The 2,679-nt window shown below is 68.5% G+C and carries 3 protein-coding genes; 2 read left to right on the forward strand and 1 reads right to left on the reverse strand.

Annotated elements, in window-relative coordinates; all coding sequences use genetic code 11:
* Positions 1-27 precede the first annotated feature (27 nt).
* A complete protein-coding gene (locus tag VGC18_RS15640) occupies positions 28-750 on the forward strand; it encodes a potassium channel family protein (protein ID WP_331099093.1) in 723 nt (240 codons plus the stop codon).
* A 214-nt stretch (positions 751-964) separates the two neighbouring features.
* Here the strand turns inward: VGC18_RS15640 and VGC18_RS15645 are convergent, their stop codons facing one another.
* Positions 965-1,621, reverse strand: coding sequence for a helix-turn-helix domain-containing protein (locus VGC18_RS15645; RefSeq protein ID WP_331099095.1), 657 nt, complete (start codon positions 1,619-1,621; stop codon positions 965-967).
* A 57-nt stretch (positions 1,622-1,678) separates the two neighbouring features.
* On the opposite strand from VGC18_RS15645, the gene VGC18_RS15650 reads away from it, so the two are divergent.
* On the forward strand, positions 1,679-2,679 hold a 1,001-nt coding region (locus VGC18_RS15650), incomplete at its 3' end, for a DHA2 family efflux MFS transporter permease subunit (RefSeq protein ID WP_331099098.1).

A 2,679-nucleotide genomic window follows, 5' to 3' on the forward strand; every position in this document is an offset into this window, starting at 1 on the left:
GATCCGTCATCTCCTACGATGGGAGCCATGGATCAGGCGCAGTGGCGGCGCTACACGGAATGGCCGCTCAGCGGTGTCGCACTGCTGTTCCTCGGCGTTTTCGCCTGGCAGGTGATCGACCAGCCGACCGGCTCGTCGGCCGTCGCCGCGGAGAGCATCATCAACGCGACCTGGGCGGTGTTCATCGTCGACTACCTGGTCACCCTCATCCTCGCCCGACCGCGCTGGCGATGGTTCTACACCCACCTCTTCGATCTGGCGATCGTCGCCCTGCCGCTGCTGCGTCCCCTCCGGCTGCTGCGGCTCGTCGTGCTGCTTCGAGTGCTGCAACGGGCGGCGGGGACGGCGCTGCGCGGCAGGGTCGTCGTCTACGCCGCGGGTTCCGCGCTCCTGCTCGTCTTCGTCGGCGCGCTTGCGGTGCTGGACACCGAGCGCGGCGCTCCCGGCGCATCCATCACCACCTTCGGTCGGGCCATCTGGTGGGCGTTCGTCACCATCACCACGGTCGGGTACGGCGACGTCTACCCGGTCACGGATGAGGGCAGGCTGATCGCCGTGGCGGTGATGCTCGGCGGCATCGCGCTCATCGGCGTCGTGACCGCCACCCTCGCCTCGTGGATCGTCGAGCGGGTCGCTCAGCAGGACGAGGAGAGCCAGGCCGCGACCCGCAGGCAGGTCGCCGACCTGGCACGGCAGATCGACGAACTGACCCGGGCGCTCAAGGACGGCCGCGGCGAGAGCCCCGAGTAGCGGTCCGGCACCCTACCGATCCGCGCCTCTGCGGCCTCCTCCCGCTCCCGCCGGTTGGTTCCGAAATGACGGAGTTCTGCGGGAAAGGGGGTGCTCTGGCCGGGATATGGGGCCAGTTCGTGCCGAAACTCCGTCATTTCGGAACAAAGCCGGCGGGATCGGAGGGAACAACCGGGGACGGGAGCGCGGAACGGATGCGCGGGGAAGCCGCCGCTTAGCGGGGGGTGTAGGCGCGCATGAAGGCGTGGACGCCGTCGGCGATCGTCTGCCGGACGTCGATGGCACCGGAGCTGCTGAGGGCTCCCTGATTGTTCTGCACGAGGAGGAAGGCGAGCGCATTGAAGTGGTCCGCGGCGAGCCGGGCATCGGGGGCGTCGAGCAGCCCGACCAGGGTGAAGTGGGCGAAGCGCTCGGCCATCGCGTCCTCCGGAGCGCTGAACAGGGGATGGTCGCGCAACTCGGACAGGCCCGCCCCCTCCGTGGTCAGCAGCTTCATCAGGGCGGCGTAGTCCGAGGACCCGATCGTCGAGCTGGAGATCTGAGTCGCGAACCCGACGAGGCCCGCCTCGAGGCTCACCGGGTCGTCGATGCCCGCGTCGTCGGAGAGGTGCGCCTGGATGGCCAACCGGATGGCGTCCAGGAGGGACTGCGCCACATCCTCGATCACGGCGAGCAGGAGCGTCCGCTTGTCGCCGAAGTAGTCGTAGACGGTGCGCTTAGAGACCTGCGCGCGGAGGGCGACCGCATCCATGCTGGTGCGCTCGAAGCCCTCGGTGGCGAACAGCTCCCTCGCGGCGCCGAGCACGGCGGCGCGTTTGAGCGCCGAGCCCTCCCGCAGGCTCCGCGTCACCGTGAGCATTTCCTCCGCCATGCAACAGATCTTACTCCCCGGTGTAGTCATTGCACTGCACGGTGTAGTGTGACCCACATGACAACTTCCGCATCGACGGCGAACCCGGCCACCGCACCGGTCTCCCAGCGCCGCCTCACCCTCATCAGCCTCGTGCTCGTGCTCGGCGCGATCACCACCCTGCTCGACACCACGATCGTCAACATCGCCCTCGATCACCTCCACACCGCGTTCCACGCCTCGGTCACGGATACCCAGTGGGTGGTGACGGGCTACCTCCTGGCTTACGTCGCCGTCATCCCGGTCTCCGGCTGGGCATCCGAGCGATTCGGCACCCGGCGGGTGTGGATGTTCGCGGTCGCCGCCTTCATGATCGGCTCGCTGCTCTGCGGGGTCTCCTGGTCTCTCCCCGCCCTGATCGCCTTCCGGGTGCTCCAGGGCATCGGCGGCGGCATGGTGCTTCCCGTGACGATCACGATCCTCACCCGAGCGGCAGGGCGGGACAGGATCGGCCGGGCCATCGCGACGATCGGCTTCATCGGGCAGCTCGCTCCGATCCTTGGCCCGCTCATCGGCGGCACGATCATCGACTCGGTCGGCTGGCACTGGCTGTTCTTCGTCAACATCCCGATCTGCCTGGTCGCCCTCGTCCTCGCCCCCCTCTTCCTTCCCGTCGGGCAGAAGGACGGCTCCCACCGGCTGGACGTCCTCGGCTTCGTTCTGCTGACCCCCGGAGTCATCGCCCTCGCCTACGGGATCAGCCAGGCGGCGGGAGCGGGTGGTTTCGCCGCTCCGGATGTCTGGATCCCCCTCGCCCTCGGGGTGGTCCTCGTCGCCGCCTTCGTCCTGCACGCGCTGCGCGCCACACGCCCCGCGTTGCTGGATGTGCGTGTCTTCGCCCGACGCAGCTTCGGGCTCAGCAGCGTGGTCACCTTCGTCGGCGGCTTCTCGCTCTACGCCCTCATGCTGCTGCTGCCGCTGTTCTACCAGCAGGTCAGGGGCGACTCGGTCTTCGCCACCGGTCTGCTCCTCATCCCGCAAGGACTCGGGACGATGTGCTTCATCCTCGTCAATCGCCG

Source organism: Lacisediminihabitans sp. (assembly GCF_036404185.1).
Lineage (GTDB): Bacteria > Actinomycetota > Actinomycetes > Actinomycetales > Microbacteriaceae > Lacisediminihabitans.